This is a genomic window from Amycolatopsis stemonae (assembly GCF_054781455.1).
In genome coordinates this window covers 664,117-678,801 of record NZ_BAAGUJ010000002.1, presented here as the reverse complement: position 1 = coordinate 678,801, position 14,685 = coordinate 664,117, and the positions used below count along the sequence as shown (strand labels likewise).

General features: G+C 70.8%; 19 protein-coding genes and 1 tRNA gene. 10 read left to right on the top strand and 10 right to left on the bottom strand.

Annotation, left to right across the window (positions count from 1 at the left end; genetic code table 11):
• Positions 1–49: 49 nt before the first annotated feature.
• Both ACYVLJ_RS09480 and ACYVLJ_RS09475 read left to right on the top strand, forming a co-directional pair.
• Complete coding sequence (locus tag ACYVLJ_RS09480) at positions 50–217, top strand: DLW-39 family protein (RefSeq protein ID WP_086679331.1); 168 nt, start codon at positions 50–52, stop codon at positions 215–217.
• Positions 218–243: 26 nt separating this feature from the next.
• A tRNA-Ala gene (locus ACYVLJ_RS09475) sits at positions 244–316 on the top strand.
• 12 nt (positions 317–328) lie between these two features.
• On the opposite strand, the gene ACYVLJ_RS09470 is transcribed toward ACYVLJ_RS09475, so the two are convergent.
• From ACYVLJ_RS09470 to ACYVLJ_RS09460, 3 genes are all read right to left on the bottom strand, one after another.
• Positions 329–1,717, bottom strand: a complete 1,389-nt coding sequence (locus tag ACYVLJ_RS09470; RefSeq protein ID WP_460438359.1) for an alpha/beta hydrolase family protein — start codon at positions 1,715–1,717, stop codon at positions 329–331.
• Positions 1,718–1,810: 93 nt separating this feature from the next.
• Entirely contained in the window at positions 1,811–2,449 is a 639-nt protein-coding gene (locus ACYVLJ_RS09465) for a pyridoxine/pyridoxamine 5'-phosphate oxidase (protein WP_460438358.1), read from the bottom strand.
• A gap of 1 nt (position 2,450) precedes the next feature.
• Positions 2,451–3,131: a hypothetical protein gene (locus tag ACYVLJ_RS09460; protein WP_460438357.1), complete on the bottom strand. Its 681-nt coding sequence runs from the start codon at positions 3,129–3,131 to the stop codon at positions 2,451–2,453.
• 105 nt (positions 3,132–3,236) lie between these two features.
• Between ACYVLJ_RS09460 and ACYVLJ_RS09455 the strand changes: the two genes are divergently transcribed.
• Complete coding sequence (locus tag ACYVLJ_RS09455; protein ID WP_460438356.1) at positions 3,237–3,770, top strand: DUF2020 domain-containing protein; 534 nt, start codon at positions 3,237–3,239, stop codon at positions 3,768–3,770.
• A 148-nt stretch (positions 3,771–3,918) separates the two neighbouring features.
• Positions 3,919–4,371 carry a DUF6918 family protein gene (locus ACYVLJ_RS09450; RefSeq protein WP_451970892.1) on the top strand — a complete coding sequence of 151 codons (453 nt, stop codon included), beginning with the start codon at positions 3,919–3,921 and terminating at the stop codon, positions 4,369–4,371.
• Positions 4,372–4,434: 63 nt separating this feature from the next.
• On the opposite strand, the gene ACYVLJ_RS09445 is transcribed toward ACYVLJ_RS09450, so the two are convergent.
• Positions 4,435–4,971, bottom strand: a complete 537-nt coding sequence (locus ACYVLJ_RS09445) for a hypothetical protein (RefSeq protein ID WP_451970895.1) — start codon at positions 4,969–4,971, stop codon at positions 4,435–4,437.
• 89 nt (positions 4,972–5,060) lie between these two features.
• Here ACYVLJ_RS09445 and ACYVLJ_RS09440 point away from each other — a divergent pair, with 89 nt between their 5' ends.
• Positions 5,061–5,579: a peptidylprolyl isomerase gene (locus ACYVLJ_RS09440; protein ID WP_451970897.1), complete on the top strand. Its 519-nt coding sequence runs from the start codon at positions 5,061–5,063 to the stop codon at positions 5,577–5,579.
• Between the two features lie 38 nt (positions 5,580–5,617).
• Positions 5,618–6,574: a rhomboid family intramembrane serine protease gene (locus tag ACYVLJ_RS09435; RefSeq protein ID WP_451970900.1), complete on the top strand. Its 957-nt coding sequence runs from the start codon at positions 5,618–5,620 to the stop codon at positions 6,572–6,574.
• Here the strand turns inward: ACYVLJ_RS09435 and ACYVLJ_RS09430 are convergent.
• On the bottom strand, positions 6,571–6,924 hold the full coding sequence (locus ACYVLJ_RS09430) for a PH domain-containing protein (protein ID WP_451970903.1): 354 nt from the start codon (positions 6,922–6,924) through the stop codon (positions 6,571–6,573). The genes ACYVLJ_RS09435 and ACYVLJ_RS09430 overlap by 4 nt on opposite strands.
• A 130-nt stretch (positions 6,925–7,054) precedes the next feature.
• A complete protein-coding gene (crgA, locus tag ACYVLJ_RS09425) occupies positions 7,055–7,321 on the bottom strand; it encodes a cell division protein CrgA (RefSeq protein ID WP_257922762.1) in 267 nt (88 codons plus the stop codon).
• 242 nt (positions 7,322–7,563) lie between these two features.
• Between crgA and ACYVLJ_RS09420 the strand changes: the two genes are divergently transcribed.
• Both ACYVLJ_RS09420 and ACYVLJ_RS09415 read left to right on the top strand, forming a co-directional pair.
• A complete protein-coding gene (locus ACYVLJ_RS09420) occupies positions 7,564–8,598 on the top strand; it encodes a class E sortase (protein WP_460438355.1) in 1,035 nt (344 codons plus the stop codon).
• Entirely contained in the window at positions 8,598–8,753 is a 156-nt protein-coding gene (locus ACYVLJ_RS09415; RefSeq protein ID WP_003079060.1) for a hypothetical protein, read from the top strand. Before ACYVLJ_RS09420 ends, ACYVLJ_RS09415 begins: the two co-directional genes overlap by 1 nt.
• 43 nt (positions 8,754–8,796) lie before the next feature.
• Here the strand turns inward: ACYVLJ_RS09415 and ACYVLJ_RS09410 are convergent, their stop codons facing one another.
• The 3 genes from ACYVLJ_RS09410 to ACYVLJ_RS09400 all read right to left on the bottom strand — a co-directional run bounded on the left by ACYVLJ_RS09410 (position 8,797) and on the right by ACYVLJ_RS09400 (position 10,726).
• The gene (locus ACYVLJ_RS09410) at positions 8,797–9,189 is read right to left on the bottom strand and encodes an SCO5389 family protein (protein ID WP_086856199.1); all 393 of its coding nucleotides are present in this window, start codon (positions 9,187–9,189) and stop codon (positions 8,797–8,799) included.
• 92 nt (positions 9,190–9,281) lie between these two features.
• A complete protein-coding gene (locus ACYVLJ_RS09405) occupies positions 9,282–10,016 on the bottom strand; it encodes an ABC transporter permease (RefSeq protein WP_460438354.1) in 735 nt (244 codons plus the stop codon).
• Positions 10,013–10,726 (bottom strand): ABC transporter ATP-binding protein, encoded by a 714-nt coding sequence (locus tag ACYVLJ_RS09400; protein ID WP_460438353.1) that lies wholly within the window; start codon positions 10,724–10,726, stop codon positions 10,013–10,015. The genes ACYVLJ_RS09405 and ACYVLJ_RS09400 overlap by 4 nt, the downstream gene beginning before the upstream one ends.
• Positions 10,727–10,892: 166 nt before the next feature.
• On the opposite strand from ACYVLJ_RS09400, the gene ACYVLJ_RS09395 reads away from it, so the two are divergent.
• Together ACYVLJ_RS09395 and ACYVLJ_RS09390 are read left to right on the top strand one after the other, a co-directional pair.
• Positions 10,893–12,713 (top strand): sensor histidine kinase, encoded by a 1,821-nt coding sequence (locus tag ACYVLJ_RS09395; RefSeq protein ID WP_460438352.1) that lies wholly within the window; start codon positions 10,893–10,895, stop codon positions 12,711–12,713.
• Positions 12,653–13,306, top strand: a complete 654-nt coding sequence (locus ACYVLJ_RS09390) for a response regulator transcription factor (RefSeq protein WP_460438351.1) — start codon at positions 12,653–12,655, stop codon at positions 13,304–13,306. The genes ACYVLJ_RS09395 and ACYVLJ_RS09390 overlap by 61 nt, the downstream gene beginning before the upstream one ends.
• Here the strand turns inward: ACYVLJ_RS09390 and ACYVLJ_RS09385 are convergent.
• Positions 13,303–14,622 carry a ferredoxin--NADP reductase domain-containing protein gene (locus ACYVLJ_RS09385; RefSeq protein WP_460438350.1) on the bottom strand — a complete coding sequence of 440 codons (1,320 nt, stop codon included), beginning with the start codon at positions 14,620–14,622 and terminating at the stop codon, positions 13,303–13,305. The genes ACYVLJ_RS09390 and ACYVLJ_RS09385 overlap by 4 nt on opposite strands.
• Positions 14,623–14,685: the final 63 nt, after the last annotated feature.

Below are 14,685 nucleotides of genomic sequence, written 5' to 3'. Positions count from 1 at the left end.
GTGCAGTAACATCGCGGGGTAAGGGAAGCAAGCTGAGAAGGGGGCTTCGGTGAAGAAGCTGCTGGCACTCGCGGTCATCGCGGGCGGCGTCCTGTTCGTCGTCAAGCGCAACAAGGCGGCCAAGGCGGAAGCCGACCTCTGGCGCGAGGCGACCGCGCCGGTCCCCTCGAACAACGGCACGACCCCGGCCAAGCCGGCGGGCGCGTCCCACAACTGAGTTTCCGCGGGCGCGAGCCCGCACTCGGGGCTGTAGCTCAATTGGTAGAGCACCGCCTTTGCAAGGCGGGGGTCAGGGGTTCGATTCCCCTCAGCTCCACACTTTCTTGCCTCACTTCAGGAAGCTGATCACGGCGTCGCGGCCGGCGTGGCCGCGTTCGCGGTTCTGGATCGAGTGGGACTCGCCCGGCACGATCACCAGCTTGCCCTGCGGCGCCCGCGCTGCCTCCTCGCGCGCCCACTCCAGCGGCGTCGACAAGTCGCGGTCGCCGTTCAGCAGCAGGATCGGGACGTTCGGGAGCCGGCCCGACGGGTTCGACCCCGCGCGCTCCGCCGGCCAGGGCAGGCAGCTCTGGATGAAGCCCTGCCGTGTCGCGACGTCCGTGGTGTACGGCCAGGTTGCCGACGCCGGGAGGGTTCGCGCGGCCAAGGACAACAACGGCTGCCGCACTGCCGCCGGCGTGGCCGATGAGCCCCACGGGAAGCGCTGGTCCGCGCACAACGTCGCCGCGTGCAGGCCCGCGCTGAAGTCCTTCGGGGCCACGTCCTCGGCCGTGTAGCCCGCCACCAGCTGGTCGAGCTGGTCCGGCGCACCTCCGCGGGCCGCGTGCAGGGCGCCGATGAGGTCGCCCGCCGCCGGGGCGCGGTAGGTCGGGTCCGAGAACTCGTACGCGACGACCGCGTCGAAGACCTTGACGCCGTCCGCCGGGCTGCGGTGGCGGACCACCCACGCCAGGTCGTCCGCCGGGTCGAAGCCGCACGCCGGCGCCACCGCGCACGCCGCGCGCAGCACGCGGGCTTCGGCCGTCAGGCCCGTCAGGTACAGCGAAGCCGACGCGGAAGCCTCGTGCGGCAGCACCGAATCCAGGATGACCTTGCTGACGTTGCCCGGGTGCGCGATCGCGTACCGCGCGGCCGTGAACGAGCCGTACGAAACGCCGTCGACCACCATCTTCGGCACGCCCAGCGCCTGCCGGAGCTGGTCGAAGTCCGCGACGCTCTGGTCGGTCGAGTACAGCGGCGCCGTCCGGCCGAGGATGCGCGCGCACTCGGTGACCGCGTCGGGCGTCGGCGTTGCGATGTCCGAGCTGCCCATCTGCGCCTGCAGGCCCGGGCAGTTCAGCGCGCCCGCGCCGGTGCCGCGCTGGTCGAGCATGACGAACCGGTAGTCCTTCGCGACCTCCGGCAGCCGCAGGTTCGCGATCCGCGGGATGGTGCCGACGCCGCCCTGGCCGGGGCCGCCGGTCAGGAACAGCAGCACGCCCTTGGGCGCGGCCACGTTGTCGGCGGTCGCGATCGGCAGGTCGATCGTGCCGGGCACGCGGCCGGTGTGGTCGAGCGGCACGGTCAACGTCGAGCACGTGAAGCCCGGCTGGCCCGGGCACGGGTGCGAGTCCGTCAGCTCCGGTCGTCCCCCAGGACGCGCGTCGGCCGAGGCCACACCCCCGAGGGCGGCGGTCAACGCCAGGACCAGCCCGGCGGTCAGCAGTTTCGAGCGCATGATCCATCATGGCCACACCGGCTCGGGTGCGGGATACCCCCGAACGGCCATACTTGCTTCAGCCTCGACTCGCCGAAATCCCGCGCTGCGGGCCTAAGGCCAGAGGCGCTCGCGGACCCAGCCGCCGTCGGTCTTGCGGTACCGCAGCCGGACGTGGCGACGGTCGTGGCTGGCCTGCCAGAACTCGGCTTCGTCCGGGTCCACGAGGTACCGCGTCCAGGTTTCCGGGGCCACGCCAGGGTTTTCCGCGACCCAGCGTTCGGCTTCCGCGGCCGCCGCGTCGAGGTCCGCCGGGTCGTGCAGCACCTGCGACTGGTGCCCGATGAACGCTTCGACGCGCGATGCCGGTGGCCGGGCCAGGAAGTCCTCGGCGGAGACCTCGGGTGCGGCGGGGGAAACCGGCCCACGCAGCCGGACCTGACGGCCGCGGCCGGGCCAGAAGAACGTCAGCGCCGCGCGCGGATCCTTGCGCAGCTGCAGTCCCTTCGGGCTTTCCGAGCTGGTGGCGATCGCCCAGCCGGCCGGGCCGACGTCCTTGAGGATCACCACGCGCGCGTCCGGCGCGCCGTCGGCGTCCACTGTGGACAGCGTGACGGCGTGCGGGGCCAGGACGTGCTCGCCGGCCTCGTTGAGCCACTCGACGAACAGGTCCCGAGGGTCCGCCGGTGCCGTTTCCGGTGTGAACACGGGAAGTTCTTCGGGGAACGAGGGCCATCCGCGCAACGCGACCATGTCAGTAACCGTACGGCCCCTGCTGCGGCGGATACCCCGGCGGTGGGTAGACCGGCGGCTGCGGTCCGGCCGGGCCGGCGTAGGGCGGGGGCGGTACCGGCGGCGCGGCCATCAGCGGTTGCTGTTGCCAGCCGGGCGGCGGCTGCTGCGCGGGCTGCTGTTGTTGCTGCGCCTGCTGCCACTGCACCTGCTGGTACACCTCGGCGGGCTGCGGGAAGCAGAACGTCAGCTTGGCGTTGACCGAGCCCTGCACCGCGGCGCCCCAGAACTTGCCGCCGACGAACGCGTACATCTGCCCGGCCGAGAGGTCGACCGCGACCATCCGCGTCTCGCCGCCGAACTGGTTGCCCGACTTCGCCGACGCGGCCTGCGCGGCGTCCGGGTACACGCGCCGGCCGACGAGCCCGGCGATGACGACCGACGCCGCCGTCCAGCCCGCGGTGCCGATCATGTTCGCGCGGGCGTGCTGCGTGGCGCGGCCGGTGAAGTCGTACAACGCGGCGGCGCTGACCTCGGGCACGGCCGCGGCGACGACGCAGTAGTTCATCGTCGACATCATCACGGACTCGGTGAACAGCCCGACGACGGCCGTCGCGGGCCCGATCTGCACGGAGTTCAGCCGGCCGCCGGAGCGCTGGATGCGCTCGGCCACCGCGCCGAGGTACTGCTCGGGGGTGAGCACGCCGGGACCTCCCTCACTGAGACGACGCCATCGTCGCACGCTCGCCCGTCACGGCGAGTTCAGCCAGCGGGTTTCACACACGCTTCATGGTTGACTGTGCGCGCTATGCGACGACTCGTACTTCTCGCGCCCGCCGTGGTCCTGCTGGCCGGCTGCAGCTCCACGACCGTGTCCGGTACCGCGACCCCCAGCCCGCCGTCCGCGTCCGCCGGGGCGAACGCGGGCGGGGACCTGCCGCCGGATCCCCAGCCGGCGGCGACCGGTGACTGCCCGTATCTGGACAGCGAGTTCGTGGCCGACTCGAACGGCCAGCACGTCTCGAAGGTCCGGATCTCGGCGGACCGGCCCCACCCGGCGTGCTTCTTCTACCGCCCGGACGGGAAGGTCCAGCTCACCGTCCGGGTGTACGTCGGGGACGCGAAGACGGCGACGGCGCTGGTCAACAAGGCGGCGCCGGTCGACACGTCGAACCCCGCCAGCGACCCTTCGGGCTGGAAGGGCGGCTACCAGTCGACCGACGACGGGGCCGTCTACGCGGTCGCGAAAGGGGCTTCGGCCGTCATCGCGACCACCAACCAGAAGCAAAGCGTGAAGGCACGCACAGTGGTCAAAAAGGCTATCGCCGCCCTGAAGCTCTAGGTAGTGGGCTCCACACGGGTGAGTGAAGTTGATCTTGTATTACCCTGTGCGTCACGCGCAGGCTTCGTGGACTCGCGCACCGCAGCCATCGGGGGATCCCCACCCCGGGGCAGGGCACAAAATCTGCAACGACAAAAGGACAAGATTCGTGGCTGACACCCTCAAGGAAATCCTGCTCGACTCCAGCCGTCGCCCGGCTGTCGTGACCGACTTCGAGGGCCTCGTGGACGCCGAGGTCTCCGACAAGGGCGGCGTTTCCGGTGCCGTCGTGAAGACCGGCTTCGCCGCGGTCAAGAAGATCAAGCCGGGCATCATCCCCTCGGCCGTCGACACGCTGCTCCCCGACTTCGTCGTCGCGCTCGAGCCGTTCTACGGCGACTACAAGGCCAAGGGCGGCAACGACTTCGGTGCCTACCTGGCCGGCCGCTCGGACGAGGCGTCCGACGCGCTGCTGAGCGTCACCGACTCGCGCGCGGAGAAGAGCAGCCGCGACAGCATCAAGAAGGTCTACTCGAAGCTGCGCCCGAACGGCAAGAAGAACGTCGAAGAGGCGCTGCCCCGCCTCGGCCAGCTGGTCGACAAGCACGCCGCCAACGCGTGAGCTGATCCCCAGGCACGACTGAAGAAGCCCCCGGTGCACGCCGGGGGCTTCTTCGCGTCGCGATCAGTTCTTCTTCTCGGCGGGCGCCGGGGACGGCGCCTTGCCGTTCGCCTGCGGGCTCGGCTTCGCCGCTTCGGCGGGCTTCGGCGCAGGCGGGGTGGCCTTCGGCGGCGCGGGCGCGACCGGCGGCTCCTGCTTCGAACGGAGCACGTAGGCGGCACCGGCGCCGACCACGACCAGGCCGAGCAGCCACGGCCACTTGCGACGGCTGCGGGTGCCCTTCGCCGCGGCCTTGGCCTCGACGACAGCGGCGTAGAAGTCCTTCTTCGCCGCCTTGAAGTCCTTCTTGCCGCGGCGCTTCGACTCGCCGGCCGCCTTCGCGGCCTTGATGGCGGCCTTCTTCGCCTTGCGGCCCGGCTTGCGCAGCTCGGAGAGCCGGGCGAGGGCCTCCTGGCGGGCGGCCTTCGAGCTCTTCTTGAGCTCCTTACGGGTCAGCTCGGTCTTCTTCGCGAGCTGCTTCTGCGCGCGCCGGCCCTGCTTGACACCCTCGGTGACGAGTTTGTCGGCGGTCTCGGCGGCCTGGGCTGTCGCCCGGGACATGGGCTTCACCTCATCAATCGTTTTGACACTGCTCTGTTACCCGTAACCTATCGTGCCCCTTTTCTCCGCCGCCCGCTGCTGATGGCACGATGAGGCTCGTGAAAGCTACGCTGCACACCAACCAGGGTGACATCCACCTGAACCTGTTCCCCGACCACGCGCCGAAGACGGTCGCGAACTTCGTCGGGCTGGCGGAGGGCACCAAGGAGTACACCCAGCCGAACGCGGCGGGCACGAACTCCGGCCCCTTCTACGACGGCTCGATCTTCCACCGCGTCATCGACGGCTTCATGCTGCAGGGCGGCGACCCGACCGGCACCGGCCGCGGTGGCCCCGGCTACAAGTTCGGCGACGAGTTCCACCCGGAGCTGCAGTTCAGCAAGCCGTACCTGCTGGCCATGGCGAACGCCGGGCCGGGCACGAACGGCTCGCAGTTCTTCATCACCGTCGCGCCGACCACCCACCTGAACTTCCGGCACACGATCTTCGGTGAGGTGGCCGACCAGGAGTCGCGCGCCGTCGTCGACGCGATCGCGCGCACCGCGACCGGCCCGGCGGACCGTCCGCTGACCGACGTCGTGATCGAGAAGGTCTCCATCGAGCACTGACGGCTCGTCCGGACGGGTTTCGGTAGGTTGGTGTCATCGTGAACCAACCGCCGAACCCCACCGCCGAACCGCAAGCCGCGCTCCCCGGGTGCTGGTGGCACCCGAACCGCCCGACCGGGCTGAGCTGTTCCCGGTGCGGGCGTCCGGCGTGCCCGGACTGCCTCCGCGAGGCCCCCGTCGGCTTCCAGTGCACCGACTGCGTGCACACCGGCACCCAGCAGCAGCGCCGGCAGCACCGCGGCTACCAGGAAGCGGGCCTCGGCCAGCGCACCATCACCGGTGCGCGGCTGTCGGGCTCCTTCCTCGTCACGCAGGTCATCCTCGCCGTCAACGTCCTGGTCTTCCTGGTCACCGCGCTGCAGGCCCGGAGCCTGTACGACAACCAGGTGTCGGGCGTCTTCCAGGTCGGCGTCCTGTGGGGCCAGGCGACGCTCGGCGCCGGCGAGTGGTGGCGGCTGTTCACCTCGGGCTTCCTGCACTACGGGCCCATCCACATCGCGGTCAACATGTTCTCGCTGTGGATGATGGGCCGCGCCCTCGAGCCGGTCTTCGGCAAGGTCCGCTACCTCGCGCTCTACTTCGTCTCGATGCTCGGCGCGTCCACGGCCGTGCTGCTGTTCGACAACCTCGACGGCGGCACCGCCGGCGCGTCCGGCGCGCTGTTCGGCCTGATGGGCGCCTACGCGGTCATCGTCCTCAAGCTGCGGCTCAACCCGACCGGGCTGATCATCACGCTCGCGCTGAACGCGTTCATCACCTTCGGCGTCGCGAACATCTCGATCTTCGGCCACGTCGGCGGCCTGGTCACCGGCGCGCTGGTCACCGTGGCGATGCTCTACGCGCCGCAGGCACGGCAGGCGACCTACCAGGCGGCCGGGGTCGCCATCCTCGTCGTCGCGATGATCGGGCTCCTGGTCTACAAGGACACCGAGGTCGCGGCGCAGACGTGCCACTTCGTCCAGTACCGGGGCCAGCAGCTCTACAGCTGCGGCTAGCTGCGCAGCGTGCTGAGGACGTCCAGGACGTCCCGCGGGTCTTCGCCGAGGTCGAGCCAGCCGAAGACGTACAGCTTGTCCTCGTGCTCGACCTCGAGCGTGACGCCGTCGCGGCCCAGCCGCCGGGTGGTCCGCAGCCTGGTGCGGGTCTGCGCCCACGGGAGGCGGTGCGTGCCGCTCAGCGTCCGGGCGACGAGGCCCTCGGTGTCGGCGGCCAGCCGCGGCCGGACGAGCGTCGCGTGGGCGGCGAACGCGCCCACGGCCAGCGTCGCCAGTGCGAACAGCACCAGGCCGCCGTGGTCGCCGGTCACCGCGTCGGCCACGACGCCGGCCAGCAGCAAGGCCGTCACCACCCAGGCCGATACCACAAGGGCCTGCCGCGGAGCCCAGGAGGTGGGGTAGTTATCCACAGGGGTTATCCACACTGGGGATGAGTCACACCGGTGTAATTCGGCGTCAAGCCGCCATTCGGAGTAATAATCAACGCCAGCGCATAGTCATGAGCAACCCGGCGATCATCAGCGCGAACCCGCCGGCGAAGTTCCAGTTGCCCAGGTCGGCCATCCAGGAGATCTTGTCCCCGGCGATGTAGTTCACCAGCAGCCAGACCAGGCCCAGGAGCATCAACCCGAACATGGGGATCTTCCAGGCGAGGCCGGAGGGGCCGGCCGCCCGCACCTTCACCGGCGTGCGCCGGTCGGCAGGCGGGGTGTACGCCGTCTTCTTGCGGACCTTGGACTTGGGCATCGTCAGTTCCTCGCGGTGCTCTTCGGGCTGGTCGGTGGCGATGACCCGCTCGGGGTGCGCAACCAGCGCCACGTGCACACGTTAACGTAAACGACCGCAGGAAAGCAGCGGCCGGGAGTGGTCGGATTTCCCGTACCGTGACGTCGGGGTCACCAAGTGTCGGACGCGGCTTGAGAGGAGCTTGCGTGGCTACGCGCGAAGGACCGGATGACGACCGGCGCAGAACCCCCGGACAGCGGCCCATGCCCCCGCGCCGCCCCGACACGCCCCCGCGCGGCCAGGTGCCGCCCCGCCCGGCCCCGCGCGGCCAGCAGCCGCGCGATCCGCAGGGCCCGCCGCCGCGCCGTCCGCAGGGGCCGCCGCGGCGCTACACCAGCCCCGCGCCCCCGCCCGGCTCGGCCGAGGAGACGGTCGTGTTCGCCCCGGTCGGCAAGGGGGGCACCGCGACCGCGGAGAAGAAGACCCCGCCGCCGCTGGGCAAGGGCGGTGTCGCGATCCGGACGGCCGGCGAAATCCTCATCACGCTGGGCCTGGTCGTGCTGCTGTTCATGGTCTACGAGCTGTACGTGACCGACCTGTTCTCGGCGGGCAAGCAGTCCGAGGCCAGCGACCAGCTCGACGGCGAGTGGGCGCACGACCGCACGCTGCACCCCGAGCTCATCGACGGCAAGGCGTTCGCCCGCATCCACATCCCGACGTTCGGCGTCGACTACAACTTCACGATCCAGGAGGGCACCGACGAGGCGGCCCTCGAAGTCGGCCCCGGCCACTACAAGGGCACGGCGCTGCCCGGCGAGCCCGGCAACTTCGCCGTCGCCGGCCACCGCGTCGGCAAGGGTGCCCCGTTCAACGACCTGGACAACCTCTCATCTTGTGACCAGATCGTGATCGAGACCTCGACCGACTTCTACATCTACAAGGTCCTGCCCTACGACGACGAGATGGACAACTGGGCCGGCGGCAAGGGCGCCGACCCGAAGTGCAAGGGCGTCTCGACCCTGCGCGACCCGAACGCCGAGGGCGGCGGCGCGTACAGCGAGACGTTCGGCCGCAAGGTCGTGCTGCCCAGCCAGGGCACCGCGGTCAACCCGGTCCCGTACAAGGACGCCGAGACGCTGCCGAAGGCCCAGCAGGCCGCGCTGCTCACGCTCACCACGTGCCACCCGCAGTTCTCCGCCCGCGAGCGGCTCATCATCACGTCGGTGCTCACCCAGCAGGTGCCGAAGAACCAGGTCAAGGACTACGGCGACCTGCTCTCGAAGATCGGGGAGGCCTGATGTACGCCTGGATCTGGCGGAAGCTGCCGGGCCCGTTCGCGGCGAAGCTGACGATCGCCGTGGTGCTCGCCCTCGGCGTCGTGGCGCTCCTGATGTTCGTGGTGTTCCCGTGGCTCGAGCCGCGCCTGTGGTTCAACGAGGTCGCGGTCAACTGAGCGGTGGCCGCCCCGCCAGGTGCGCCGGCGGGGCGGCCGCGGGCTAGCAGTCGCGCAGTTCCGGGCTCTGGTTGAGCAGCTGGCCGCGCGGCGAGACGAACGCGCGGTAGCGGTCACCGTCCACTTCGGACGTCTTGAACACCGCGACCCGGTGGCAGTTCTGGAAGGCCAGCTTGACGCCGAAGTGGCGCTCGAGGCCGCCGCGGATCGCGTCCGAGGCGAGTGCTCGCAACAGCTGACCGCGGGCGGCTTCGCTCGGCGGCGGCGTCTCGTTGTCGGCGAACCCGTCCGCCGCCCCCTCGGCGTCGGCGATGACGCCGGTGATGACCTCCCAGGCGTACGGCAGGGACTCCTTGACGCAGGTGACGAACTCGGCGTCGGTGACCTCCCCGCGCTCGGCCTTCTCCAGCAGCGCGGGTGACACGTCCAGGGACATCGAACCTCCAGTTTGAGCAGGGCCACCTTCTTGGCTACCGCCCGGGTGGTCCGGCCACAAGAGAAAACGATGATCATCACCACTATGGCGGATCACTCCCAGCGGAAGAGCTTCGCCGCGGACGCCGTGCCGATCACCGCGAAGCCGGCGAGGACGACCAGCTGCAGCGGCTGCACCCCCGAGCCGACCCACGTGTCCTGCAGCGGCTGGGTGCCCGGCGGGAGGTAGTCGCCGATCCGGCGGACGACCTCGGGCAGCAGCGGCCGCGGCAGGTACACGCCACCGAAGAACATCGTCGGGACGAACGCGATGAGGGCGAACCCGCCCGCGGCCTTGGCCGTGCGGGCGACCGCGGCCGCGAGCAGGCCGAACGAGAACATCGAGACCGTGCCGAGCACCAGGGTCAGGAGGAACGGCAGCGGGTGCTTCGGCATCGGCACGTCGTACGCCGCGTGGGCGACGCCCAGCGTCACGCCGATGCCCGCCAGCGCGACGACGACGTGGATCAGCAGCTGCGCGCCCAGCAGGTTCGCCGGGTGCACCGGCGTCGTGGCCAGCCGGCGCAGCACGCCCTGTTCGCGGTAGGTGGCGACGGCGGCCGGGATCGACTGCAGCGCCGGCATCGCGAGGCTGATGACGATCACCGACGGCACCCAGGCGTCGATGAACCGGGCGCCGCCGGCCTTGGCGCTGGGCTCCGTCATGCCGGGGATGGCCCCGACCACGAGCAGCACCGCGGCCGGCAGCAGGACACCCGCGATCGCCATGATTGGCGTGCGGAGGAAGAGTTTCGCTTCGGTGGCGGTGATCTTGGCGAAGGTGTTCACAGCGTGCTCCTCGTGAGCGTGACGAAGGCGTCGTCCAAAGTGGCGGCGTTGACGGACTGCCGGAGTTCGGCGGGGGTGCCGGTGGCGATCACACGCCCGGCGTCGAAGAGGGCGACGCGGTCGCAGAGCCGCTCGGCCTCGTCCATGAAGTGGGTGACCAGCAGGACCGTGACACCGGTGGCGCGCACGCCTTCGACCAGCCGCCACGTCTCGCGGCGGGCGTGCGGGTCGAGCCCGGTGGTCAGCTCGTCGAGGATGGCCAGCTCGGGGTTGCCCACCAGGGCGAGCGCGATCGACACGCGCTGCTTCTGACCGCCGGACAGCTTCCCGAAGTACCTGCGGGAGTGGTCGCGGAGGTCGAGCCGGTCGAGCAGGACGTCGACGTCGGCGGGGTCCGGGTAGAACGACGCGAACAGCTCCAGCGCCTCGCGCACCCGCAGCTTCGCGGGCAACTGGCTTTCCTGCAGCTGGACGCCGACGCGGCGGGTCAACGCGGCGCGGTCGGTGGCCGGGTCGAGGCCGAGCACGGAGATCACGCCGCCGTCGGCTTGGCGAAGGCCCTGCAAGCATTCGACGGTGGTGGTCTTCCCGGCGCCGTTCGTGCCGAGGATGCCGAAGACTTCGCCGCGCTCGACGGTGAACGAAACGCCGTCGACCGCGACCCGGGAGCCGTAGCGCTTGCGGAGGTCGGTGACTTCGATGAGGGGCATAGCTATGAAGCTACGAAGCCGCGGCCGTGCGCATAATGACGCTGAAACCCCAGCTCAAGTAGGGTTTTGCTGACGCGGGGGTGGTGCTGGGCCCACCCCGTCCGGGGAGCTTCGGCCCGTGCGCCGGTGCGGCCCGGCCGGGGAAGATCCGGGGAGGAGGTGCCGGATGACGTACCTGCGTGCGCTCGGGCGGGCCGGCGTGCTGGCCGCACACTCGTTGCTCAGCTGGGTCGACGTGCTGGTCGAGCTGGTCGCGTTCGCGCTGCTGTGCGTCGGCCTGGTCTTCTTCCTCGGCCCCGCGGTCGAAGGGTCCCGGCACCGTTCGACGACGGCCCGTGCGCTCGCCGCGCGCTGGTGCGGCGTCGAGGTCGAAGCACCGTACCGGCCCGAGCCACCGGAACCCCAGCGCGAGCGCGACGGCTGGTACCGCGACGGCAACACGCTCTACAAGCACGCGTACTGGATCCGCTGGAACCGCCGGTTCACCTGGGCCATGGAGGATCCGGCGTCCGGTCGCGAGTTCACGTGGCAGCTGCTCAACCCGCTGGTGACCGTGCTGCTTCCGGTCGCGGTGCTGCTCGGCGGGCCGGGGGTGCTGCGCGGCTACGGCCACTGGACGCGCTGGTGGCTCGGCCCGCGTCCGCCGGTCGGGTCCCGGAAGCGGTGGCTGCACCGGCGGCTCGAATCGCTGGGCCACCAGATGGGGATCCTCGCGCTGGGCGTGGTGATGTTCGTCTTCTCCTTGTGGCAGCTGGTCGTCATCGCCGGCGCATTGCCGGTCGCCGCACCGGTGATCCTGTGGAGCCGCACGATCACGGACACCCTGCGCCGTGAAGCCGGCAACTGGACCGGCGTGCGGATCGCGCGGCCGTACCTGCCGCCGCCGGGGCTGCCGGTGCCGCGGCCCGACGGCCTGTTCCAGGTCGGCAAGCAGCTGTACGAAGAGCCGTTCTGGCCGGTCCAGCACGCGCGCAGGCGGTGGGTCCTGCGCGATCGGGCCACGTGGCGGGACCTCGCCGGTGGCGTGGTGATCCCGCTCGTTTCGCTGGCGCTCGTGGTGCCGACGGTCGTGCTGATCGGCCGGGGTCTCGCCGGGCTCGTGACGCTCTGGGTGTGGCGGCCGTTCGTGTCGTCGCCGGTGACGTGGTGGCCGTTCCCCGAGGTCTCGACCCCACTCGGCGCCCTCGCGCAGACGCCGGTGGCGCTTGCCCTGGTCGTCGCCGGGGTCACCCCGGCGACGTGGCTCGCGCGGCAGCAGGCCCGGTTCGCGCGGGCGTGGCTGGGCCCGACGGAGGCGACCCGGCTCGCCACGCGCGTCGAACGGCTCAAGCAGACCCGCGCCGACGTCACCGTGACACAGGCGGCGGAGCTGCGGCGGATCGAACGCGACCTGCACGACGGGATCCAGTCGCGGCTGGTCGCGATGGGGATGAAGCTCGGCGCGGTCGAAGCGCTCGTGGACACCGACCCGGCGGCGGCGAAACGGCTCGCGGCCGAGCTGCGCGCGTCGTCGTCGGAGGCGCTCACCGAGCTGCGGGTGCTGATCCGCGGCATCCACCCGCCAGTGCTGTCCGAGCGCGGGCTGGTCGACGCCGTGCGCGCGCTGGCGCTCGACAGCCCGCTGAAGGCGCAGGTCACGGGCTCGTTGCCGGGGCGCGTCGAGGACGCTGTCGAGGCGTGCACGTACTTCGCGGTGTCCGAGCTGCTGGGCAACGCGGCGAAGCACGGCGCGAGCCGCGCGTCGATAGAGCTGGATTTCTCGGACGACCTGCTGACGGTGGTCGTGACCGACGACGGCCCGGGCGGCGCGGTCCCGGCCCTCGGTTCGGGACTGCGCGGAATCGAACGCCGGCTGGGCGGCTTCGACGGTAGGTTGACCCTGACCAGCCCGATCGGCGGGCCGACCAGGGCGTCCGTGGAGATCCCGTGCCAGCTCGACCCCGAACCGTCATCGCGGAGGACCAGTACCTCCTCCGAGACGGCCTGACGCACTTGCTGGCAGCGCACGGCTTCGACGTCGTCGCGGCGGTCGGCAGCGGGCCGGAGCTGGCGGCGGCGTTGCGCGCAGAGAAACCCGATGTGTCCATTGTGGACGTCCGGATGCCGCCGACGAACACGGACGAAGGCCTGCAGGTCGCCCTGGCCGCGCGTCGCGAGGTCCCGGGCCTGCCGATCTTGGTGCTGTCCCAGCACGTCGAGCAGCTCTACGCGCGCGAACTGCTGGCCGACGGCACCGGCGCGATCGGCTACCTGCTGAAGGACCGGGTGTTCAACGCCGACCAGTTCGTCGACGCGGTCCGCCGGGTCGCCGCGGGCGGCACGGTGATGGACCCCGAGGTGATCGCGAAACTGGTGGCGGCCAACGCCTCCGACCCGCTTTCGGCGTTGACGCCCCGCGAGCGCGAAGTGCTCGGCCTGATGGCGGAGGGCTGTTCGAACGCGGCGATCGCGGCCCGCCTGCACTTCAGCGAAGGCGCGGTCGGCAAGCACACGGCGAACATCTTCCAGAAGCTCGGCATCGCGGCTTCGGACGATACGAACCGCCGTGTGCTGGCCGTCCTCGCGTACCTGGGGTCTTAGCCGCGCGAGACGCGCGTCATCTCGTCGCGCTCCACGACCTTGATCCGCTCGCGGCCCGCCGCGAGCCCGAGCGCCTTCTCGTGCGCGTCGAGCTTGCCCCAGCCTTCCCAGGTGGTGAACGGGATTCCGCGAGCCGCCAGGAAGTCGAGGATCGCGTCCGGGGAGTCGTACTTCGGTGCGCCGAGCGTTTCCGCGTCCGCCAGCAGGCTCGCGATCGTCTCCGCCGCGTCGCCCTTCGTGTGGCCGATCAGGCCGATCGGGCCGCGCTTGATCCAGCCCGTCACGTACACGCCGGGGAGCTGGTTCTCGTCCAGGTCCAGCACCCGGCCGGCTTCGTTGGGGACGACGCCGTTGACGTGGTCGAACGGGATCTCGGCCAGGTGCGACGAGAGGTAGCCGACCGCGCGGTAGACCGCCTGGACGTCCCAGTCGTGGAATTCGCCGGTGCCGCGGACGTTCCCGTCGCCGGTCAGCTCGGTGCGCTCGGTCCGCAGGCCCGTCACGCGGCCGTCTTCGCCGAGGACTTCGGCGGGCGAGTGGAAGAAGTGCAGGTGCAGCCGCTTCTGCCGGTCACCCGGCTCGCGGATCGCCCACTCCTGCAGCGTCTTCACGACCATGTCGATCTGCTTCGACGCCCGCAGCGCGGCGATGCTGCCGTCGTCGAACTCGATGTCCTCCGGCGACACGATGACCTCGACGTTCGGCGAGTGGTCCAGCTCGCGCAGCTCCAGCGGCGTGAACTTCGCCTGCGCCGGGCCGCGGCGGCCGAACACGTGCACGTCGGTGATCGGGCTCGTGCGAAGGCCCTGGTAGACGTTGTCCGGGATGTCGGTGGCCAGCAGCTCGTCGGCCGTCTTCGCGAGGATGCGCGCGACGTCCAGGGCCACGTTCCCGACGCCGAGCACCGCGACCGAAGAGGCGTTCAGCGGCCAGGTGCGCGGCACGTCCGGGTGGCCGTCGTACCAGGAGACGAAGTCCGCGGCGCCGTAGCTGCCGTCGAGGTCGATGCCCGGGATGTCGAGCGCGCGGTCGGCGGACGCGCCGGTCGAGAAGATCACCGCGTCGTAGAACTCGCGCAGCTCGTCGAGCTTGATGTCGGTGCCGTAGTCGATGTTGCCCAGCAGGCGGATGTTCGGCTTGTCGAGCACCTTGTGGAGCGCGGTCACGATGCCCTTGATGCGCGGGTGGTCGGGCGCGACGCCGTAGCGGATCAACCCGAAGGGCGCGGGCATGCGCTCGAAGAGGTCGATCGTCACGTCGGCGTCGGACTTGTCCAGGATGTCGGCGGCGTAGATTCCGGCGGGACCAGCGCCCACGACGGCTACGCGAAGAGATCGGCTCACACCCTCCACGGTAAGTTAGGGTCACCTAACTCGAAA